Source organism: Marivita sp. (genome assembly GCF_051251565.1).
Taxonomy (GTDB): domain Bacteria; phylum Pseudomonadota; class Alphaproteobacteria; order Rhodobacterales; family Rhodobacteraceae; genus Marivita.
Genome location: NZ_JBPOFB010000016.1, coordinates 33,048 through 51,010 on the forward strand (window position 1 = coordinate 33,048; position 17,963 = coordinate 51,010).

Annotated in this window: 21 protein-coding genes and 1 riboswitch; of the genes, 15 read left to right on the forward strand and 6 right to left on the reverse strand. The window is 61.2% G+C overall.

What is annotated here, in order from left to right; all coding sequences use genetic code 11:
- Positions 1 to 43 precede the first annotated feature (43 nt).
- Positions 44 to 132, forward strand: a riboswitch (TPP riboswitch).
- Between the two features lie 44 nt (positions 133 to 176).
- From thiM to ACSHXH_RS15945, 6 genes are all read left to right on the forward strand, one after another.
- Positions 177 to 959, forward strand: coding sequence for a hydroxyethylthiazole kinase (gene thiM / locus ACSHXH_RS15920; RefSeq protein WP_435672778.1), 783 nt, complete (start codon positions 177 to 179; stop codon positions 957 to 959).
- The gene (gene thiE, locus ACSHXH_RS15925) at positions 950 to 1,600 is read left to right on the forward strand and encodes a thiamine phosphate synthase (RefSeq protein WP_435672779.1); all 651 of its coding nucleotides are present in this window, start codon (positions 950 to 952) and stop codon (positions 1,598 to 1,600) included. Before thiM ends, thiE begins: the two co-directional genes overlap by 10 nt.
- Positions 1,597 to 2,406, forward strand: a complete 810-nt coding sequence (thiD, locus tag ACSHXH_RS15930; RefSeq protein ID WP_435672780.1) for a bifunctional hydroxymethylpyrimidine kinase/phosphomethylpyrimidine kinase — start codon at positions 1,597 to 1,599, stop codon at positions 2,404 to 2,406. Before thiE ends, thiD begins: the two co-directional genes overlap by 4 nt.
- Positions 2,403 to 3,167, forward strand: a complete 765-nt coding sequence (locus tag ACSHXH_RS15935) for a 3-oxoacyl-ACP reductase (protein ID WP_435672781.1) — start codon at positions 2,403 to 2,405, stop codon at positions 3,165 to 3,167. Before thiD ends, ACSHXH_RS15935 begins: the two co-directional genes overlap by 4 nt.
- Before the next feature lie 497 nt (positions 3,168 to 3,664).
- Entirely contained in the window at positions 3,665 to 3,934 is a 270-nt protein-coding gene (locus tag ACSHXH_RS15940) for a hypothetical protein (RefSeq protein ID WP_435672782.1), read from the forward strand.
- A gap of 329 nt (positions 3,935 to 4,263) precedes the next feature.
- The gene (locus ACSHXH_RS15945; protein ID WP_435672783.1) at positions 4,264 to 4,983 is read left to right on the forward strand and encodes a Crp/Fnr family transcriptional regulator; all 720 of its coding nucleotides are present in this window, start codon (positions 4,264 to 4,266) and stop codon (positions 4,981 to 4,983) included.
- 146 nt (positions 4,984 to 5,129) lie between these two features.
- Here the strand turns inward: ACSHXH_RS15945 and ACSHXH_RS15950 are convergent, their stop codons facing one another.
- Genes ACSHXH_RS15950 through ubiA form a run of 3 tightly spaced genes read right to left on the reverse strand, consistent with a single transcriptional unit; the run spans position 5,130 to position 8,384 of the window.
- Positions 5,130 to 5,456, reverse strand: coding sequence for a hypothetical protein (locus tag ACSHXH_RS15950; protein ID WP_435672784.1), 327 nt, complete (start codon positions 5,454 to 5,456; stop codon positions 5,130 to 5,132).
- Positions 5,443 to 7,359, reverse strand: coding sequence for an OmpA family protein (locus tag ACSHXH_RS15955; protein ID WP_435672785.1), 1,917 nt, complete (start codon positions 7,357 to 7,359; stop codon positions 5,443 to 5,445). The genes ACSHXH_RS15950 and ACSHXH_RS15955 overlap by 14 nt, the downstream gene beginning before the upstream one ends.
- Before the next feature lie 59 nt (positions 7,360 to 7,418).
- Positions 7,419 to 8,384 (reverse strand): 4-hydroxybenzoate octaprenyltransferase, encoded by a 966-nt coding sequence (ubiA, locus tag ACSHXH_RS15960; protein WP_435672786.1) that lies wholly within the window; start codon positions 8,382 to 8,384, stop codon positions 7,419 to 7,421.
- Between the two features lie 12 nt (positions 8,385 to 8,396).
- Between ubiA and ACSHXH_RS15965 the strand changes: the two genes are divergently transcribed.
- The 3 genes from ACSHXH_RS15965 (at position 8,397) to ACSHXH_RS15975 (ending at position 11,145) form a co-directional block, all read left to right on the forward strand.
- Positions 8,397 to 9,116, forward strand: a complete 720-nt coding sequence (locus tag ACSHXH_RS15965) for a 16S rRNA (uracil(1498)-N(3))-methyltransferase (protein ID WP_435672787.1) — start codon at positions 8,397 to 8,399, stop codon at positions 9,114 to 9,116.
- 64 nt (positions 9,117 to 9,180) lie between these two features.
- A complete protein-coding gene (locus tag ACSHXH_RS15970; protein ID WP_435672788.1) occupies positions 9,181 to 9,711 on the forward strand; it encodes a hypothetical protein in 531 nt (176 codons plus the stop codon).
- A 63-nt stretch (positions 9,712 to 9,774) separates the two neighbouring features.
- A complete protein-coding gene (locus tag ACSHXH_RS15975; protein ID WP_435672789.1) occupies positions 9,775 to 11,145 on the forward strand; it encodes a glutamate--cysteine ligase in 1,371 nt (456 codons plus the stop codon).
- 59 nt (positions 11,146 to 11,204) lie between these two features.
- On the opposite strand, the gene ACSHXH_RS15980 is transcribed toward ACSHXH_RS15975, so the two are convergent.
- The 3 genes from ACSHXH_RS15980 to ACSHXH_RS15990 form a co-directional block, all read right to left on the reverse strand.
- Entirely contained in the window at positions 11,205 to 12,782 is a 1,578-nt protein-coding gene (locus ACSHXH_RS15980) for a gamma-glutamyltransferase family protein (RefSeq protein ID WP_435672790.1), read from the reverse strand.
- A gap of 315 nt (positions 12,783 to 13,097) precedes the next feature.
- Positions 13,098 to 13,532 carry an ATP-binding protein gene (locus ACSHXH_RS15985; RefSeq protein ID WP_435672791.1) on the reverse strand — a complete coding sequence of 145 codons (435 nt, stop codon included), beginning with the start codon at positions 13,530 to 13,532 and terminating at the stop codon, positions 13,098 to 13,100.
- On the reverse strand, positions 13,513 to 13,851 hold the full coding sequence (locus tag ACSHXH_RS15990; RefSeq protein ID WP_435672792.1) for an STAS domain-containing protein: 339 nt from the start codon (positions 13,849 to 13,851) through the stop codon (positions 13,513 to 13,515). The genes ACSHXH_RS15985 and ACSHXH_RS15990 overlap by 20 nt, the downstream gene beginning before the upstream one ends.
- A 93-nt stretch (positions 13,852 to 13,944) precedes the next feature.
- Between ACSHXH_RS15990 and ACSHXH_RS15995 the strand changes: the two genes are divergently transcribed.
- The 6 genes from ACSHXH_RS15995 (at position 13,945) to ACSHXH_RS16020 (ending at position 17,958) form a co-directional block, all read left to right on the forward strand.
- Complete coding sequence (locus tag ACSHXH_RS15995) at positions 13,945 to 15,108, forward strand: acetyl-CoA C-acyltransferase (RefSeq protein ID WP_435672793.1); 1,164 nt, start codon at positions 13,945 to 13,947, stop codon at positions 15,106 to 15,108.
- A gap of 94 nt (positions 15,109 to 15,202) precedes the next feature.
- Positions 15,203 to 15,661, forward strand: a complete 459-nt coding sequence (locus ACSHXH_RS16000; protein WP_435672794.1) for a GAF domain-containing protein — start codon at positions 15,203 to 15,205, stop codon at positions 15,659 to 15,661.
- A 103-nt stretch (positions 15,662 to 15,764) separates the two neighbouring features.
- On the forward strand, positions 15,765 to 16,337 hold the full coding sequence (locus ACSHXH_RS16005; protein WP_435672795.1) for a helix-turn-helix domain-containing protein: 573 nt from the start codon (positions 15,765 to 15,767) through the stop codon (positions 16,335 to 16,337).
- Complete coding sequence (locus ACSHXH_RS16010; protein WP_435672796.1) at positions 16,337 to 16,963, forward strand: LysE family translocator; 627 nt, start codon at positions 16,337 to 16,339, stop codon at positions 16,961 to 16,963. Before ACSHXH_RS16005 ends, ACSHXH_RS16010 begins: the two co-directional genes overlap by 1 nt.
- Positions 16,960 to 17,331, forward strand: coding sequence for a GFA family protein (locus ACSHXH_RS16015; protein WP_435672797.1), 372 nt, complete (start codon positions 16,960 to 16,962; stop codon positions 17,329 to 17,331). The genes ACSHXH_RS16010 and ACSHXH_RS16015 overlap by 4 nt, the downstream gene beginning before the upstream one ends.
- A gap of 3 nt (positions 17,332 to 17,334) precedes the next feature.
- Positions 17,335 to 17,958 carry a LysE family translocator gene (locus tag ACSHXH_RS16020; RefSeq protein ID WP_435672798.1) on the forward strand — a complete coding sequence of 208 codons (624 nt, stop codon included), beginning with the start codon at positions 17,335 to 17,337 and terminating at the stop codon, positions 17,956 to 17,958.
- Positions 17,959 to 17,963: the final 5 nt, after the last annotated feature.

The following is a 17,963-nucleotide window of genomic DNA, read 5'->3' on the forward strand; positions in this document are numbered from 1 at the left end:
TGCACGTGTGGCCTTGACATCACAGGTTGCCTGCGGGAACCCTACGGTACGCCGGGGGCGCCGCAAGGCTGAGATGCACCCTTTGAACCTGAACCAGATAATGCTGGCGGAGGGAGGTTGGACCTGACCGTTGGTCTGGTGCGTCTCTCCGTCTTCCAGATGATCGGAGAAACCAGATGACGCCACAGACTGCGCTCCAGACGATGCGGGAAAAAACGCCGCTCGTACACTGCATCACCAATTACGTTGCCATGAACATTGCGGCGAATGTCACTTTGGCGGCGGGCGCCTCTCCGGCGATGCTTCATGCCCCGGAAGAGGTTGCCAATTTCACACCGCTTGCCGGTGCGTTGACGATCAACATCGGCACGCTGTCCGCCCCGTGGGTCGACAGCATGCTGATCGCCGCACAAACGGCGCAGGCGCACTCTGTGCCGTGGGTGCTGGACCCGGTGGCACATTTCGCAACCCCCTATCGCGCCAAGGTCGCACAGGATCTGCTGGCCCAAAAACCTGACATTGTCCGGGGCAATGCATCGGAAATCATTGCTTTGGCTGGTGGGACCGGAGCAGGCAAAGGTGCCGACAGTGGCGACAGCGTAACCGACGCGCAGGCCAGCGCCACAGTTCTGGCACGCGCGCAAGGATGCGTCGTGGCCGTTACCGGCCCGGTCGACTTTGTGACCGACGGGACACGGCAGGTCACCATCACAGGCGGCGCAGATATCATGCCGAAAGTGACAGCTTTGGGCTGTTCGCTCACCGCTTTGATGGGGGCTTACGCAGCGGTTGCCCCGGCGTTTGACGCAACACTGGCCGCTCTTGTGCACTTTGCCGAGGCAGGCGACCGCGCGGCCCGTGTCTCTGACGGACCCGGTAGTTTTTCCGTTCACTTTCTTGATCAGCTTCACGCGCTTCAGCCAAATGATCTTGATCAGGGTCGCGTGACATGGCTGTGACCCCGCGCAATCTGCGCCTGTATCTGGTCACAGACCCGGTGCTGTGTGCGGGAGATGATCTGGCCAAGTTCGTTCTGGCGGCGGTGCGTGGCGGTGTCAGTTTTGTCCAGCTTCGGGACAAGGACGCATCTACGCAAGATCGCGTCGCGGCAGCACGCGCGCTCAAACACGTTCTGGCGGGCAGCGGCGTACCTTTGGTGATCAATGACGATCTTGAGGCCGCGATTGCCGCTGATGTGGACGGGATTCACCTTGGGCAGGACGACATCAGCAGTGCCGAAGCCCGCGCGCGGCTTGGCCCGGACAAGATCATCGGGCTGTCTTGTGAAACCGTGGATCAGGTGCGGGCCGCCACCGCGGATGCCGTGGACTATCTGGGTCTGGGCACAGTGTTCACGACCGCAACGAAACCCGATCATGCGCCCAGCATCGGGATGGCCGGATTGGCAGGTTTGGCCGCTGCGTCGACCTTGCCGAGCGTGGCGATTGGCGGGCTGAAACGCGATCATGCCTGTGCGGTTGTGGCCGCCGGGTGTGACGGAATGGCGGTGGTGTCCGCCATTTGTGGCCAACCAGACCCCGAACAGGCCGCCCGCGCCTTGCGCAGCGCGCTGGACACCGCTTTTGGAGACAGACCATGATCAGGAATGTTCTGACGATTGCCGGGTCAGACCCGTCCGGCGGGGCAGGTGTGCAAGCGGACCTCAAGACCTTTGCCGCAAACGGCACCTATGGCATGGCCGCGCTGACTGCGTTGACGGCACAAAACACCCAAGGCGTCAGCAGTGTTGAACTGGTCTCACCGGCGTTTGTCACAGCCCAGATTGCAGCGGTCTTTGCTGATGTGCGCGTTGATGCGGTCAAGATCGGAATGATCGCAACGGCGCAGATCGCGGCAGCGGTCGCCACCGCTTTGGCAGACCATCGCACCGTCCCCATCGTTCTTGACCCGGTGATGGTGGCCAAAGGCGGCGCATCGCTGTTGGCGGACGAGGCCATTGCCGCGCTGCGCACTGAGCTTTTGCCATTGGCCACCATCCTCACGCCCAACTTGCCCGAGGCGGCGCGGCTTTTGGACGTGCCAGAGGCCACGGACCGGACAATGATGGCAGAGCAGGCGATCGCCTTGACCAAGCTTGGGCCAAGGGCGGCGTTTGTGAAGGGCGGTCATCTTGACCAGCCGGACAGCCCGGACGTGCTCTGTGTTGATGGCAGGGTGCACTGGTTCGAAGGGGTGCGGACCCCCGGCAAGAACACCCATGGGACAGGCTGCACGGTGTCGTCGGCACTTGCTGCCCAGCTAGCACAAGGCGCGTCGTTCAACGCAGCGGTCGAAGCGGCAAAACGCTATGTCGCCGGGGCCATCGCTGCCGCAGATGCGCTTTCGGTCGGACACGGACATGGGCCTGTTCACCACTTTCACACCCTCTGGAGAGACCAATCATGACCAAACCCATCCATGACCAAACCGTCCTGGTCACCGGCGCGGGCCGGGGCCTTGGAGCCGCCATCGCTACCGCCTTTGCCCGAGAAGGCGCTAAGGTGATCGTCAATTACCGCCAGAGCAAGACAGCCGCAGACGCGCTTGCCACCCGCCTTGGCGACACCGCGATTGCGCTGCAAGCCGATGTGCAAGATGCCGACGCGGTCAAGGCCATGGTCGCCGAAGCGACGGACCGGTTTGGACCCATCACAACCGTTGTCCACAATGCCCTTGCCGACTACAGCTTTAACGGGGATGCGCGGCATACCTTGCACAGCATGCCACCGGCCGACATGGTGCGACAGCACTCGACAGCCGTTCTGGGGGCGCTCAACGTGCTTCAGGCGACGACACCGGGGATGGAGGCCAATGGGTTTGGGCGGGTCATCACAATCGGTACGAACCTCGTTCAGAACCCGGTTGTGCCCTATCATGACTACACGTCTGCCAAGGCCGCCTTGTTGGCGTTGACACGCACTGCCGCCGCCGAGTTGGGGCCCAAGGGCATCACCGTCAACATGGTTTCGGGCGGGCTTTTGCGCGGCACGGATGCCAGCGCGGCAACGCCGGACGAAGTGTTCGATTTTATCGCAAACACGACACCGTTGCGGTCTGTCACCACCCCGGAAGACGCTGCCGATGCGGTCCTTTTCTTTGCCTGCCCATGGGCCCGCGCGATCACGGGGCAAAACCTTATCGTTGACGGTGGCTTGGTGTTCGGCTGACCAACGCCCGCTAACGCAGGCTGACAAAGGGTTGGCTGGTCCGCAGCGCAAGCGCGCAGCGGACCAGCATCGATGTGGCGTTTTTTCTAACAGTCGTGCCCCTGCCAGCACCAATCCCGTTGCATCCTCCCGCAGCACCCTGTGCACAGCGAGTCCGGGAACCCGACAGATAGGACCGGAATGGACCTATTGTTTCGCGCGCGAAACATTGGGACAGAGGTGCTGACCCTTTAAGGTTTTGTTAAGCTTTTGTCAGGCCGAGATGCGGGACGGAACGCGCCCTTTCCAAACCGAAATGGACGGCAAACCCGGCCATAAGCACCGTACCCTTACAAACCCCGGAATACCGCTTTGATGGCGGCAATGCGGGCATTGAGGCATTTTTTCGCCACACCCTGTGAAGCTGTTCACATCAACCACAGCGCAATTTCGGCAAGGTGGTCACAGGGCTGGACGACAGGTCCAACAACAAACATTTAACATCAAGGAAATGCATCATGAAATATTTCACATCTGCTTTGACCGGCGTCGCCATGCTGTGCGCCGTGAGCGCATCTGCCAGCCCGACCGCAGACATGCCGAACCAGTATTTTGATGGCATGGCAGCCAAGCTGATCATGGCTGGTTTCAGAGATATTCAGATGGTGGATCAAGAAACAAACACGCTGACCGCTTATGACCAACATGGCAGCGAAGTCATGATCGTGGTCCATCCAACAAGCCGTCAGATTTTGCGTCAAAGTTTCGTTCACAAAAGCGACGAATAGGAATTTATCGCAAGTCATTGACCAAAAATACATTTTGGCGGTGCGGGTCAAACCGTACCGCCCTCCCGTTCAAGATATCTAAAACGTTCCCTCGTGGCGGTCCTGGCATACCAATTTCATGTCAGGGCCGCCGCCATCATGTCTGTGCCTTACCGCTTCCGTCAGCGGCCTGCGCCAAGAGCGCGGACGCCGGCATCTTATGGCGTCTGCACTGAGCTGGTTCAGTCACTTCCAGTGTTCGCTTCCCTCAATCCGTTTTCTGACTAAAGTGGATGGTATGCCTTGCATGTCGTAGGGCGTGCAGGATGCTATGACAGCCGGGGGAACACATGAGCGGGCTTCGTGATGAGAAAGAGGCCGTTCTGAGAGAGTGTTATCTTTTTGCAGACTTGGCCCCAGACAGTCTTGCGCCGCTTGCTCACGCCAGTTCGATCCGCGTCATCCAGCCGGGCACTGAGATCTTTGCAGCGGGCGACAGGGTAGACGGGCTGCGGGTCGTTATCTCGGGGCAGGTGCGTCTTTGGATCGCGGATCGGGAGGGCCGTGAACTCACGCTGCACTTTGCCGAACCCGGAGACTCTTTCGGAGAGATTGCACTTCTCGATAAATTGCCCCGTTCCGCGACTGCAACGGCCTTTGAGACATCGCGCTGCTTGTTGCTTCCGGTGGCCGCGGTCGAGACCGCCCTCGCCGCCGACCCGGCCGTTGCGCGACATCTGATCCTGTCGCTGTGCACCATCCTGCGGCGCAACATCGACACCATTGGCGGTTTCGCCTTTTCTGGACTCGATGCACGGCTGGCACGTCGGCTCTACGATCTGGCCCAGAATCATGCCGAAATCGACGGACAGACCGCACGCTTTACGCGTCATTTTTCTCAGACAGATCTTGCACAGCTTCTGGGTGTGACCCGCGAAGCCATCAACAAGAAGCTCCGTGCGCTTGAGCATGACGGGCTGGTTTTGCGGGATGGTGGCTCTTTGAGCCTGCCCGATCTGCATGGCCTCGCCGCCCGCGCAGAGATAGGCAGCACGATAGGGCTGGGGTGACGGAGACCAAAGGTTGACCGCAGACACCGCGCAAGAGGTCTTTGACTGATCGGTGCGTGACGCTTGCGTTCCTCTGTTGCAAACGAAGCCCTATCGGCTGTTATCAGGGCGTTTGATCACGACAGCCCATCCGCCGGAACGCATGTCTAGCTTGCGCTTATGCGTTCTACGTAGACGCGCATTTCTTCGGCTTCGTGGCGGGCGTCGCGGAGGCCTTCCATCGCAGCAGACAGTTCAGCTTCGGTCTGGGCCAGTTGGTTGGTCAGTTCCGCTTCGCGCTGTTGCAGGTAGGTGATCGCCTGATCGCGGGTTTCCTCGGCCTCGTGGAGTTCCTGGCTCATGCGTTCAAGCTGATCCATGTCGGCCTGGCTGACGCGGGTGAAGCGGTGCACCAGCCAATTGGCAAACCAGCCCAGGCAGAACGCCACGAACAGGATGATCGCGGTTGTGATGACAAACTCAGTTCTGTTCATCGGTGGTCCCCTCTGCGCCGTCGCCGTCTGTGGTGTCGTCCGTTGGCGCGGGTTCTGCAATGCTTTCGAGTGTTGTTTGCGTTTCGACCACGGGGTCCGGACGCCGCAATTTGAATTCGATGCGGCGGTTGGCTTCGCGGCCTTCTTCGGTATCGTTGTCAGCGATGGGCTGTTCTTCGCCATAGCCGCGCACTTCGTAGCTTGCCGTCAGCACTCGGCGCTGGCGCAGCGATTCGACCACGGCTTGCGCACGATCCTCGCTCAGTTGCAGGTTCATCTCTTCGCGGCCCTGGCTGTCCGTGTGCCCGGCAATCACCAAGGGGATGTCACCGCATAGCTGCAACAGTTCGCCGATTTCATCCATCAGATCCTGCGTTGCCACGTCGAGCGTGGCCGATCCCGGTTCGAACGTGATCTTGCGGTCGCCGATGATCTCGACGATCTGGGCTTCGCATTGTTCGGGGGTCGGAATGCCAAGCAGCGGATTGAGTTTTTCCTGATAGGTGACATTGATCTCGAACACTTCGGTTTCACCCAGCTTGTCCGCCAAGAGGCCCGAAATTTCCGAGCTGGCGTTCTGGTTTCCTGTGTTGCCAGTGATCCGCAGGCCGTCGAGTGTCACCAAAACAGCGCCATTCGACAAGCGCGACAGGGCTTCGAGACCAGCCAGAACGCGGCTTGACCAGTTCGCGGGCAGGGTTTCATCGACCCGCGCGGTGGTGCGCACGGTGGACGAGCCGAACGCGGCACGGGCAAAACTGTCGGCGGTCTGGCGGGAAATCTCGCTGTTGATGCGGCCGCGCAGCTGCACATCGCCTTCGGGGCTGCGCGTTGCAGTAAATTCCTGTAGCCCTTCTGGTGTGTCGGACGCGGGTTTTGGCAGCGTCGCCTTGACCACAAACACATCCGGAAGCCCGGTTTCCAATTCGCCAACCACACGGTCAAACAACGCCTGATCCGTGCCTTCCAACGCAAAAAGCGCAACATCGGCATCGGCGAAGGTGATGCTGCCGCCACCCAGCGTATCAAGCGCCGCGATTCCGGTTGCAGCCGCAGCGCCCCATTCGTTGGTCGGGGTTCCAAGGCCAAGTCGGCAATCGGCCTTGTCGGACAGGCCTGCCGTGGCCGCTGCTGTCAGGATCGTGGCGCGGTCTTCTTCGGTGGGGGCTGCGCAGGCATCAAAGCGCGCGCCGTCTTCGTCTTTGATAAAGCGCAGGGTGAACGGGGATATCACCGGGCGCGGTGCCGTGATCTCAAGCGCGAGGCGCACGCTGTCCCCGGCGCGACGGGCCAGATCAGCCTCGACCCGGCGGCGGGTGTCCTCGTTGGCCACGGCGCCCCGGACGGTCACGCGCCCGGCTTCGACCGAAATCTTGGACCGGTCCAAAAGCCGCAGGACCGACACCGCGTATTCCAGCGATTCGTCCAGCCCGTCAGGTACGGGGTAATTCGCAACCTCCAGAAGGTCGGACAAAGGCGCATTCGGCACGGCACGGGTAATGTCTGCCACAAGCTGTTCGCGGTCGATATCCGATGGCAAAAGCCCGATCATCGACACGCCGCTGTCGTTGCGCAGCAGTTCGATCGAGAACCGGGGCGGAGCGATTCCATCGGCGTCGGTGATATCGATCTGGTCGATCACGCGGGCGGCGTCGACAACCCGCCCTGCCGCACTGAGCGCTTGAAACCGGGCCGCTTCGGTGGGGGCGGTGCCGATCAGGAACACCTGCAAGCCGTTCGTATCCACATCCGCCCAGGTCAGCGCATCGCGGTCCAGTTCGGTGCGCACAGCCTGTTCAGAAACCTCTTCCACTGCCCCTGCCGCAACCCATGCCGCCCCAAGGCTGAGCAGTGCGGCGCTGGCAAAAGCACATAACAGAATAAAGATCGAGGACAGGCGCATCTATGTTCCACGTCAGTTTATGGTCGCAAAGCGATACGCCGCAGCGCCCGCGAGTGCAATCATACGAAAACCGCTACGGCGAAAAACAGCACAGGGATCAATCCGGCGTCCCGGTTGGACCGGAACAGGACAAGCAGGCGATCGGTGTCGTCCAGCTTGAGACGGCGCATCTGCCACATCATGTGCCAGCCCATCGCCCATGGCCCGCCAAGCGCAATCACGAGCGCGAAAATCTCGCCTCGGGGGGCGGCGAGGATGATAGCGCATCCCATCAGCGCGACGGTCAGGACAAGGAACCATGCCAGATAGCGGGGGGTGTCGTCACCAAACAGGCGCGCGGTGGATTTGACGCCGATCAACGCGTCATCTTCGATGTCCTGGTGGGCATAGATCGTGTCGTAAAACAGCGTCCACGCCATGCCGGCAAGGTACAGGCACACCGCTGGCCATTGCAATTGGCCGGTATGGGCCGTCCACGCCAGCAACGCGCCCCAGTTGAAAGCGATACCCAGAAACACCTGCGGCCACCATGTGAACCGTTTGGCAAAGGGGTAGATCGCCACCGGGACAAGCGCGATCACCCCAAGAAGGATGGCCTGCACCGGAAAAGTGATCAGGATGCCAAACGCCAGAAACGACTGTAGCACCGCCCACATCAGCGCCTGTTTCGTGCTGACCTGACCCGAGGGAATCGGGCGCGAGGCGGTGCGGGCGACGGACCCGTCGATGTCGCGGTCGGTGATGTCATTCCAGGTACAGCCCGCGCCGCGCATCAGGAATGCACCCATGCCACACCCAAGGAGGATCCACGCATCGAAAAGCCGCGCTTCTTCGGTGAACAGCATCGCCAAAAGCGTACCCCAGACGCATGGCAGATAAAGCAGCCATGTCCCGATGGGCCGGTCTGCGCGGCTTAGGCGCAGGTAGGGGCGCGTCCAAGCGGGGGCACGGGTGTCGACCCAATTGCCCGAAACAGCATCAGCGACCTGACCGCTCTGGTCTGGTGAAATCTGCGGGCCGGGCATATGTGTTGCTCCATGAATGCGAAAGTCAGGCTTTTTGTAGATCAGCCGCTTGGGGCGGCACAACCTGTCGCTCTGACGCGGGAACAGGCGCATTACCTTTTTGGGGTGATGCGGCTGACGGTGGGTGCGCGTGTGGCGCTGTTCAACGGGCATGACGGCGAATGGCAGGCCGACGTGGCCGAGGCCGGAAAACGCGGTGGCGTTCTGGTCTGTCGGGAGCCGTCGCAGCCGCAGTCCACGCCACCCGACCTGTGGTTGCTGTTTGCACCGATCAAGAAAGCGCGCACCGATTTCATCGTTGAAAAGGCGGTCGAGATGGGTGTGCGGCGGATTCTGCCGGTTCAGACGGCCCACACCAATTCGGAACGGATCAGACAGGATCGGCTTCAGGCGCATGCCGTTGAGGCCGCAGAGCAATGCGGCGGTGTGTTTGTGCCCGAGGTGACCGAGTTGGCAAAGCTGGACCGTGTGCTGACCAAGTGGGACACCCAGCGCCGGATCGCGTTTTGTGACGAGGCGCTTGTGGGGGAAACTGGCCGTCTGCCCCATGCGCCGGGTGCATGGGCGATTCTGATCGGTCCCGAAGGTGGGTTTTCCGACAAAGAACGCCGCCGATTGCGGGGAATGGCATGTGCCTCGGCGATCAGTCTGGGGCCGCGTATCCTGCGCGCCGATACGGCGGCGGTGGCCGCGCTGACCTTGTGGCAGAGCACGTTGGGGGATTGGGCATGACAGCGTTTCGGCCGACAGAAACGCGCGCATCCGTCAACGGATGCGGCGCGTGCGGTGACCATTCATGAGCTTTATCCGACCCGAAGTGCGCGCGATCTTTCTGCGGTGGCGGGAGGCGCTTATCGGTGCGGCGGTCTTGCTGCTTGGCCTTTACTGGAGCTTTGGGGTCACGCCGGGCCTTTTGACATGGGTTGGGTATCTTGCGCTGGTGCTTGGTGCCGTGCTTGCTTTTGCCGGGATGCAAAAAGGGCGGGCGCGGATGGGCGGCGGAGGCCCCGGCGTGGTTCAGGTGGTGGAACGACGCATCGGGTATTTCGGACCTCTCAACGGGGGGATGGTCGATCTTGATGCAGTGACCTCGCTCAGCCTTGATCCCGCAGAACATCCGCGCCACTGGGTCATCACCCACGAAGGTGGGCCCGCGTTGCACATTCCGGTCAATGCCGAAGGGGCGGATGCGCTGTTTGATGCCTTTGCGAGCCTGCCCGGCCTCAGCCCCGGACGGATGGCCGCGACCTTGAAACAAGAGGGTCGCAAACCAATTGTGCTGTGGCGCAGGGCTGACCTCTCGAAACGCATTGCGCAGTTGCATTGACAGCCCCCGAAAATCAGCCCAAGGCTGACCCCGATTGACGAGCAGACACACCGGAGATGCGCCATGTCCATTCCACAGTCCGGCGGCGGGCCCATCGAACACGAAGACCAGCTGGCACAGTATCTTGCGGAGGGCTGCAAGCCCAAGGACGCTTGGCGCATCGGCACCGAGCACGAAAAATTCGGCTATTGCAAAGACAGTTTGCGGCCCCTGCCCTATGAGGGTGAACGCTCTATTCTGGCTGTTCTGGAAGGGCTGCGGGACCGTCATGGCTGGTCGCCGGTTATGGAAGGCCCCTACCTGATCGGGCTGGAAAAAGACGGCGCGAATATCTCGCTGGAACCCGGTGGGCAGCTGGAGCTGTCGGGCGCACCGCTTGAGACGATCCACCAGACCTGTGACGAGGTGAACGATCACCTGCGCGACGTCAAAGCGATCTCGGACGAGATCGGCGTTGGGTTTATTGGCTTGGGTGCGGCCCCGATTTGGCAGCATGAGGACATGCCGCTGATGCCCAAGGGGCGTTACAAGCTGATGGACAGCTACATGGAAAGCGTCGGCACCGCTGGCACCACCATGATGCGGCGGACATGTACGGTTCAGGTCAATCTCGACTTTTCATCCGAAGCGGACATGGTGCAGAAGATGCGCGTGGCGCTGGCGTTGCAGCCGGTTGCGAATGCGCTTTTCGCCACATCGCCGTTTTTTGAAGGCACGCTGAACGGTCACAAAAGCTGGCGTGGGCGGGTCTGGCGGCATCTGGACGATGCGCGCACCGGCATGTTGCCGTTTGTCTTCGAAGAGGGATTCGGCTTTGAGGCCTGGGTGCAATACGCGCTCGATGTGCCGATGTATTTCGTCTACCGCGACGGGGTGTACCACAACGCGTTGGGCCAATCGTTCCGCGACTTTCTCAAGGGGGAATTGCCCGCAATGCCGGGCGAGACACCGACCCTTTCGGATTGGGCCGATCACCTGACCACGATCTTTCCCGAAGCGCGGGTCAAGAAGTTCATCGAGATGCGCGGCGCCGATGGTGGCCCGTGGCGGCGGCTTTGTGCGTTGCCTGCGTTCTGGGTTGGCCTGACCTACGACCAAAGCGCGCTGGATGCAGCGTGGGACCTGGTCAAGGATTGGGATGCAGAGACCCGTGAGGAGTTGCGCGTCGCCGCATCGGTGGACGGGCTTCAGGCCGAGGTGAACGGGATCAAGATGCATGATCTGGCCCGCGAGGCGCTGGCGATTTCCGAGGCCGGGCTGGTTGCCCGTGCGCGCCCCGGCGCCGGTGGGCTCGTCCCGAACGAGACGCATTTTCTGAATGCGCTCAAGGAAAGCGTCGAGACCGGGCAGACCCTCGCGGATGAGCTGATAGAGCGTTACAAAGGCGACTGGAATGGCGACCTGACGCGGATTTACGGCGACTACAGTTACTGATCAGGCCGACCCTCTATCCAAGAGGTTCCCCCGGCTTTTCGAAAAGCCGGGGGCGTTGATCAATAGCCGATGGCGCAGCCATCCTTACGGGGATCGGACGCGCCTTCCAGAACGCCATGTTCATGGATCAGGATCGTCTGAGCGCCACCGATGGCAACCTCGGGCGTTTCCACCTCGTGGCCCATGTCCGTCAGTTCGGCCCGCACCGCATCGGAATACCCGCGTTCCATCATCAGCTTGCCGTTTTCGGCAAAACACCGCGGTGCATCCAGCGCCGCCTGCGGATCAAGACCGAAATCGGTCATGTTGGTGACAGCCCGCGCATGGCCGCAGGATTGATACTGCCCGCCCATCACGCCAAACGGCATCGACACGCGCCCGGCATCGCGGAGCATCCCCGGAATGATCGTGTGCATCGGACGCTTGCCGCCGCCATATTCGTTGGCATGCCCTTCTTGCAGGGTAAAGCCCGCGCCACGGTTCTGCATCAGGATGCCAAACTTTTCGGACGCCAAGCCGGACCCGAAGCTGTGGAAGACCGAATAGATCAGCGACACCGCCATGCGGTCCTTGTCGACCACGGTGATATAGATCGTGTCCTTGTGCACCGCTTCGCTAAGGGCGGCGGGGCCGGTCATGGCCTTTTTCGGATTGATCAAAGCCGCCAGTTTCCGGGCTGTCTCCATCGACAGCATGTGATCCAGCTTGGTCATGTGATCGGGGTCGGCGACGAACCTGTTGCGGGCGTCATAGGCCAGTTTCGTGGCCTCGGCTTCGATATGCGCCCGTTCTGCGCCGAACGGGTCAAGCGAGGCCAGATCAAACTGTGACAGAATATTGAGCAGCAGAATGGCCGTGGCCCCCTGCCCGTTTGGCGCATGTTCCAGCAATTCGCGCCCTTGATAGGTGCCACTGATCGGTGCGCCGATGGTGGTTTTGACGTTGGCGAAATCGGCTTCGGTGTGCACACCGCCCAGCGCGTTCAGCGTGGCAAGCATGTCTTCGGCCACTTCGCCTGTATAAAACCCATCACGCCCCTGTGCCGCGATGCGCTTGAGCGCTTCGGCGTTGCCGGGCAAGCGGAACAGGTCACCGCGCTTTGGCGTCGCGCCCTGCACAAGGTAGTGATTGCGTGCATGTCCCTGAAGCAGATGCGCATTCTGGGCCCAATCCCATGCAACGCGGTCAGCGACAGGCAAGCCGTTTTCCATGTAGTCGATGGCCGGTGCAAGGCTGTCAGCAAGGCCCAACCGGCCCCATTGATCGGACATGGTGCAGAACGCATCGATGGCGCCCGGGATCGTCACGCCTTCGGGGCCATAAAGCGGAACCGTGGTCTCGCCCCGGTTGCGCAGATCATCGGCATGGGCTGCGGCAGGCGCGCGCCCCGATCCGTTGATCGCTATGACATCATCGCCACCAGCGGGTGAAATCAAGGCAAAGCAATCCCCGCCGATTCCCGTCATCGCCGGTTCGGCCTGACCCAGAATGACAGCGCCCGCAATCGCGGCATCCACCGCATTGCCCCCCCGCTTCAGGATATCCACGGCGGCCTGTGCTGCCAGCGGGTGCGATGTGGCGCACATACCATTGCTCGCCATCACCGCAGAGCGGCCCGGCATCTGAAAATCGCGCATCGGATTGTTCTCCCCTTTTCGCGGCCAAAATAGGCAGACGGGGGGCAAGGTCAATCGAATGATGTTTGGGGGGAAACAGTACCTCGACGTCGCACACTGGGTGGGGGCTGTTAATGGCGCGACGTCGAGGTGAAGCTTGAGCAGCTACCCGTATGTTTTGCCGTTCAATCCCGTCCAAAATTCGCACACATTGCGGCCATTGTTTGTCATTGTGTTTGAAATCGCTCCCAGAAGGCTCTGAAATAGATGAATTAATTCCCATTTAACGACAATTTGCGCGAACTTGGCGAAACCGTGACGGTGTGCTTCGTTCAGCTAGCCGCGAAACCGAAGAGTCAGGCGGTTTGACCGCGCGATTCTCGCATAGCGAATCTCGGACGTGAGGGCATGGATCAGGAACCAGCCATAGCCTCCTTCCGACAACGTATCGGGGTCGGGCCCCTGTGCGCGCGGCACCGCATTGTCCGGCAAGGCATGCCCCCAATCTGTAAGGCACAGGTGCACATGTCGATCCCGTAGCGTGATCGTCAGGGCGATGGCACCAAATGGCCCACCTTTATAGGCATGTTCCACAATGTTGTTCAGCGCTTCGGCCAGAACGATCTGCACATCATCTTTAAGGTGTGGGAGGCTTGAATGCGCCACTGCGTGCCCAACCCGTGACAGTATCAGCGGGGTGACATCGTTCAACGCAGGCAGGCACAGGTCCAGTACCCGGCGCGCAGGCAGGTCAGCCAGTTCCGCTGCCAATGCCCTGTTCCGCGCTGTCGTGGATTGCAAAGATCGTGTCCATCCGGGTCAGTCGAAACACTTTTTCGACAATCGGTTGCAGCGCTGCCAGTTCAAGTGTTTGGCCCGGGCGCAGTTGCTTCATCGATGCAACCACCGCGCCCAACCCGCTCGAATCAATGAAATCGACCTGTTGCAAATCAAGGATGAATCGTCCGTCCTTGCGCGCCGTCAGGGACCGCATGTCTTCTTTGAATTGCAGCGCATTGGGCGCGTCTATGCGGGCGGCATTCACGCGAATCACGGTGGCGGTGGGGTACAGGTCTACAGTCAGTTCCATAAGGCCTCGGCAGATTGATATGCCACGCACCCTAGACGCCAATCCTTACCATCCGGTATGCAAGAGCCAAGATCAGACAGTGTGGAGATCACGATGCCAGAGGTTGTAATCACAGGGGCCGCGCGCACCGCGATGGGCGGCTTTCAGGGCGTGTTTTCGGACGTGACCGCCGCCGATCTCGGTGGTGCAGCGATCCGCGCGGCGCTGAAACAGGCCGGTGCGCCTGCGGTCGACGAAGTGCTGATGGGCTGCGTCCTGCCTGCGGGGCAGGGCCAGGCCCCGGCGCGGCAAGCAGGTTTCGCCGCGGGTCTGGGCGAAGAGGTGCCCGCCACGACGCTCAACAAGATGTGCGGGTCAGGCATGAAGGCGGCAATGATGGCGTTTGATGCCATTGCCCTTGGCCGGGCGACCACGATCGTGGCAGGCGGCATGGAATCGATGTCCAACGCGCCCTACCTGCTGCCCAAGATGCGCGGCGGGGCGCGGCTTGGCCATGGGCAGGTGATCGACCATATGTTCCTCGACGGGCTTGAAGACGCGTATGACAAAGGTCGTCTGATGGGCACCTTTGCCGAAGACTGCGCCGAGGCGTTCCAATTCACCCGCGACGCACAAGACGCATATGCGCTGCGGTCGCTGTCGAACGCCTTGGACGCTCAGAAAACCGGTGCATTCACCCATGAGATCACGCCCGTCACAATCTCGACCCGCACCGGCGACGTGACCGTGGCGCAGGACGAACAACCCGGCACTGCGCGGCCCGACAAGATCCCGACGCTCAAACCTGCGTTTCGCAAGGACGGCACGGTGACAGCTGCAAACAGTTCTTCCATCTCGGACGGGGCAGCGGCGCTGATCCTGACCAGTGCCGCCGCCGCAGGCAATCGGGCGCGCGCACGGATCGTCGGCCATGCCAGCCATGCGCAGGCCCCCGGTCTGTTCACCACCGCACCTGTGCCCGCCGCGCAAAAGCTGCTGGCTCAGATCGGGTGGGGCAAGGACGATGTGGATCTCTGGGAGGTGAACGAAGCCTTCGCAGTTGTGCCGATGGCTTTCATGCACGAAATGGGGCTGTCCCGCGATATCGTGAACGTCAACGGCGGGGCCTGCGCCTTGGGCCATCCGATTGGGGCCTCTGGGGCGCGGATCATGGTGACGCTGCTCAACGCGCTGGAAACGCGTGGGCTGAAACGTGGCGTGGCGGCGATTTGCATCGGTGGCGGCGAGGGCACGGCGATTGCCATTGAACGCCTCTGATCTTCTCTGGTTCAAAAATATCCCGGGGGTGAGCCCCGGAGTTTCTCCGGGGCGAGGGGGCAGCGCCCCCTTTCCAACTATCAAAGGCAGCGTCATGACCATTGACTACACAACTCTCGCCAAGACCATCGCCGCGTTGACCGAAGGCGAGACCGATACGGTGAGCCTCATGGCCACCCTTGCCTGCGAGGTTCACCACGCCGATGACCGCTTTGACTGGACCGGGTTTTACCGCGTGGCGGGGCCGGACCTGCTCAAGATCGGGCCGTATCAGGGGGGGCATGGGTGTCTGACCATCCCATTCTCGCGCGGGGTGTGCGGGGCTGCGGCGCAGACGGGCAAAGTGCAGCTTGTGCCCGACGTAGATGCCTTTCCCGGCCATATCGCCTGTGCATCTTCGACCCGGTCGGAATTGGTTTTGCCGGTCTGGAACGGTAAGGGCCGTTTGTTGGGCGTGTTCGATATCGACAGCAATCAGGCGGATGCGTTCACGCGAAGGGATGCCGATGCCCTGACGGATATTCTAAACACCACCTTTTCCGCCGTGCCATAGAGCGCGCTGTTCTGTGCCCTCTGCTCCGACCCAGTGAAAATTTCTTTTGAATTTTCACGATTTCATGCCATGAAATTCCTGTAGAAAATTTCATGGGCGAGTCGTGCAGCACGATCCGGTTCTTCACAGCAAGACGCTTGGCGCCGACATACGCGCACTGCGTAAGGCGCGTGGGATGACGTTGCAGGATATTGCAGACCGCATGGGGCGGTCCGTGGGCTGGGTCAGCCAGATCGAACGCGACCTGTCAGAGCCCTCAATTTCCGACTTGCGCCAGATTGCCAAACTTTTGGACGTACCGATGTCCCTGTTGTTTGGCACACCGAATGTGCAAGCTGACGAAGCAGGCTATGTGGTGCGCGCCGGGGCGCGGCGTCCGATTGGCAGCGGCGAAAGCGGTCTGGTCGAGGAATTGCTATCGCCCGATCTGTCAGACGATTTCGAAGTCGTGCATTCCACCTTCCAGCCGCACAGCCGCCGGGGCGAGGTGACCACACGCCCGACGCAAGAGGTCGGGTATATCCTGTCGGGCAAGCTTGATCTGACAATCAGCGACCGCCGCTTTACCCTATGTCCGGGCGACAGTTTCCGCATCAAGGCGGAACCGTTCGAGTGGATCAATCCCTATGACGCCCCTGCCGTGGCGATCTGGGTCATCGCGCCGCCGGTGTATTGATGACGTATCAGGCATGGACCCTTTTCGCGCTGTTTTGGGTGGTGTTTGTCACCTCCCCTGGACCCAACGCGGTGAATTGTATCCAGAACGGCATGACGCACGGGTTTGCGAAATCGCTTTGGGGTGTGTTGGCAATCCTGACCCAAGCCTTCTTGTTCCTGTGGCTGTCAGCGCTTGGGGTAACAGCGCTGATTGCGGCATCTCCGACGGCGTTTCTGATCGCCAAAATCATCGGCGCGGGGTTCCTGATCTGGCTGGGGGTGCGCGGCTGGATGACCGCGCGCAAACCCCTTGCGGCGCAAGTGCCGACCGCCGGGTCGATTTACGGGCGGGCCTTTGCCATCGCCACGATCAATCCCAAAAGCGTGGCGGGCTATCTGGCCGCGTTCTCGCAATTCGTGATGCCGGATGTGCCCATAGGCCAACAGATGTGGGTGATCGTGCCCACCGCCCTGAGCATCACAGCGGCAAGTTATGTCACCTATACCGCGCTTGGTGCGGGGTTGGGGCGTGCGGCTTTGGGCATGGTGGCGAACACGGTCGTGCGACGGGTTCTTGCGGTGTCGTTCATCCTTTACGGCCTTCTGCTTGGCAGCACGGTTGTGCCACCCGGAGGCCGGGCATGAAGGGAAGCTGTCTGTGCGGTGCCGTCACCTACCGCGTCAATGGCACGCCAGGCGCACCGGCGGCCTGCCATTGCACGCAGTGCCGAAAGCAGTCGGGACATGTCTGGGCGTCGTCTTATGTTGCCGATGGCGGGCTTGAGATCGCAGGCGAGGTCCGTTGGTTCCAATCCTCTGAAAAAGCCCGGCGCGGGTTTTGTCCGACCTGTGGATCAGCGCTGTTCTGGGATCACGAGGAGGATCCGTTCATCTGCTTTTCCACCGGGTCCATCGACGGTGCAACCGGGCTGATGTTGCGTGGCCATATCCACACAAGATCCAAGGGCGACTACTACGAGATCAACCCCAACGACCCGCAGCGAGAGGATTGAGCCGTGATTGACCTTACCCTGAGCATCCCGCTTTGGACCTATATCACCTTCATGGGGGCGGCACTGGTGCTTTACCTTACGCCCGGAGCAGACATGATGTTCACACTGGCCAGCGGCATGCGCGGCGGTGCGCGGTCGGGTATGGCGGCAGCGGCGGGCATTGGGCTTGGTGTGATGGGGCATGTAGTGATCGCGGCGGCAGGTCTTGCGGTTTTGCTGCTGACCTATCCCATCGCCTATGACGCGCTGCGTTATGCCGGGGCGGCTTACTTGCTTTGGCTGGCCTACACCACGTGGACCGACACATCCGATCACGCACACCGCGAAGGGCGCAGCGATACATGGCGCGCGTTTCGTCGGGGGTTTCTGACCAACATCCTGAACCCCAAGGTGGGCCTGTTCGTTCTGGCCTTTCTGCCGCAATTCGCCGACCCCGCCATTGGCCCGGTCTGGCAGCAAATCCTGATCCTCGGCACGCTGCTCGCTGTGGGGGAACTGGCGGTCTACTGCGTTCTGGGGGGCTTTGCCGGGCTGGCCGCCGCCCGCATCAAGCGCGCGTCGGGCTGGATCAACAAGATATCTGCAATTGTCTTTGGCGGGCTTGCGCTGCGCCTGGCCTGGAACTGAGGAGA

Coding starts and splice junctions, on each gene's coding strand:
- thiD (WP_435672780.1), top strand. CDS start 1,597: ATGATCAGGAATGTTCTGACGATTGCCGGGTCAGACCCGTCCGGCGGG.
- ubiA (WP_435672786.1), bottom strand. CDS start 8,384: ATGCCCGGCCCGCAGATTTCACCAGACCAGAGCGGTCAGGTCGCTGAT.
- ACSHXH_RS15980 (WP_435672790.1), bottom strand. CDS start 12,782: ATGCGCGATTTTCAGATGCCGGGCCGCTCTGCGGTGATGGCGAGCAAT.
- thiE (WP_435672779.1), top strand. CDS start 950: ATGGCTGTGACCCCGCGCAATCTGCGCCTGTATCTGGTCACAGACCCG.
- ACSHXH_RS16010 (WP_435672796.1), top strand. CDS start 16,337: ATGACGTATCAGGCATGGACCCTTTTCGCGCTGTTTTGGGTGGTGTTT.
- ACSHXH_RS15970 (WP_435672788.1), top strand. CDS start 9,181: ATGAGCTTTATCCGACCCGAAGTGCGCGCGATCTTTCTGCGGTGGCGG.
- ACSHXH_RS15990 (WP_435672792.1), bottom strand. CDS start 13,851: ATGGAACTGACTGTAGACCTGTACCCCACCGCCACCGTGATTCGCGTG.
- ACSHXH_RS15940 (WP_435672782.1), top strand. CDS start 3,665: ATGAAATATTTCACATCTGCTTTGACCGGCGTCGCCATGCTGTGCGCC.
- ACSHXH_RS15955 (WP_435672785.1), bottom strand. CDS start 7,359: ATGCGCCTGTCCTCGATCTTTATTCTGTTATGTGCTTTTGCCAGCGCC.
- ACSHXH_RS15935 (WP_435672781.1), top strand. CDS start 2,403: ATGACCAAACCCATCCATGACCAAACCGTCCTGGTCACCGGCGCGGGC.
- ACSHXH_RS15995 (WP_435672793.1), top strand. CDS start 13,945: ATGCCAGAGGTTGTAATCACAGGGGCCGCGCGCACCGCGATGGGCGGC.
- ACSHXH_RS16000 (WP_435672794.1), top strand. CDS start 15,203: ATGACCATTGACTACACAACTCTCGCCAAGACCATCGCCGCGTTGACC.
- ACSHXH_RS15945 (WP_435672783.1), top strand. CDS start 4,264: ATGAGCGGGCTTCGTGATGAGAAAGAGGCCGTTCTGAGAGAGTGTTAT.
- ACSHXH_RS16015 (WP_435672797.1), top strand. CDS start 16,960: ATGAAGGGAAGCTGTCTGTGCGGTGCCGTCACCTACCGCGTCAATGGC.
- ACSHXH_RS15965 (WP_435672787.1), top strand. CDS start 8,397: ATGAATGCGAAAGTCAGGCTTTTTGTAGATCAGCCGCTTGGGGCGGCA.
- ACSHXH_RS15975 (WP_435672789.1), top strand. CDS start 9,775: ATGTCCATTCCACAGTCCGGCGGCGGGCCCATCGAACACGAAGACCAG.
- thiM (WP_435672778.1), top strand. CDS start 177: ATGACGCCACAGACTGCGCTCCAGACGATGCGGGAAAAAACGCCGCTC.
- ACSHXH_RS15950 (WP_435672784.1), bottom strand. CDS start 5,456: ATGAACAGAACTGAGTTTGTCATCACAACCGCGATCATCCTGTTCGTG.